Origin of the sequence: Salipiger bermudensis, from assembly GCF_019801965.1 — a bacterium.
Taxonomy (GTDB): domain Bacteria; phylum Pseudomonadota; class Alphaproteobacteria; order Rhodobacterales; family Rhodobacteraceae; genus Salipiger; species Salipiger bermudensis_A.
In genome coordinates this window covers 1-1,120 of sequence record NZ_JAHVIA010000028.1, presented here as the reverse complement: position 1 = coordinate 1,120, position 1,120 = coordinate 1, and the positions used below count along the sequence as shown (strand labels likewise).

At 60.1% G+C, this 1,120-nt stretch carries 1 protein-coding gene; it reads left to right on the top strand.

The window, feature by feature from the left end; translation table 11 throughout:
• The first annotated feature begins 68 nt into the window (after positions 1-68).
• On the top strand, positions 69-1,112 hold the full coding sequence (locus KUV62_RS22620) for an IS30 family transposase (protein ID WP_222606018.1): 1,044 nt from the start codon (positions 69-71) through the stop codon (positions 1,110-1,112).
• Positions 1,113-1,120: the final 8 nt, after the last annotated feature.

Genomic DNA, 1,120 nt, shown 5'->3' with positions numbered 1-1,120 from the left:
GGTGCGCGCTACCCTCAAGTGCGACTCCCATTAGAAAACAGATGGTTATCTAATGGAGAGAGCCTGCCATGGGAGCGGTATACACGCAACTGAGCGTCAAGGAACGTGTTCAGATCGAACGCTGGAAACTCGCGAAGATCCCGGTTCGGGAGATGGCGCGCGTGCTGCAGCGCTCGAAAGCCACCATCTATCGCGAGATCAAACGAAACTGGTTTAGTGATGAGTGCCTGCCCGGCTATGACGGTTACTACGGCGCCGCCGCGCATCAGAAAGCCGCCAATCGGCGTGCTCGGCAGCGCAAATTGATCCGGCATCCAGAGCTTCGAAAACAGGTCGTCGAGCGGATCAAGAACGGCTGGACGCCTGAGCAGATCGGCAACCGGCTGATCCACGAAGACGCGAAGCTCCGGGTCTGCCAAGAGACGATCTACCGCTACATCTATTCGAAGGAAGGCATGGCACAGGAGCTTTGGTGGTACCTGCCCGAACACCGCAAGGCCCGCCGGCCGCGCCGAGCCCGGAAGCGCCACGCGCCAAAATTCGACCGTGATGTCAGTATCCTGTTCCGCCCGGACGACGTCGCACACCGCAGGGAATTCGGCCATTGGGAGGGTGATTTGATGCTGTTCAAACAATCGCTTGGCCAGACCAATGTCACTTCTCTGGTCGAACGTGTCAGCCGCTTCACTGTGCTGCTGAAGAACGCGAACAGGCGCACGAAACCGGTCATGACCAAGATCGTGAAGGCGGTGCGGGATCTGCCCGTGGCGGGCCGCAGATCGATCACCTTCGACCGCGGCACTGAATTCGTGTCATGGCCGCACCTGCAGGCACAGCTCGGAACCCAAACGTGGTTTTGCGACCCCTCCTCGCCCTGGCAGAAAGGCACAGTCGAGAACACCAACCGCCGGCTCCGGCGCTGGCTTCCAAGGCAGCGTGACGTCGCGGCCATAACGGAGCTCGAGCTGAAGCAACTCTGCGACCAGCTCAACAACACGCCTCGCAAATGCCTTGGATGGAGGACCCCGGCCGAGGTCTTTCGAGAAAAGATGATGGAGGAAATCGGCCGACGCCCCTACTCTCGCAGGTCATGGGAGTCGCGCTTCGGGTAGCGCACACA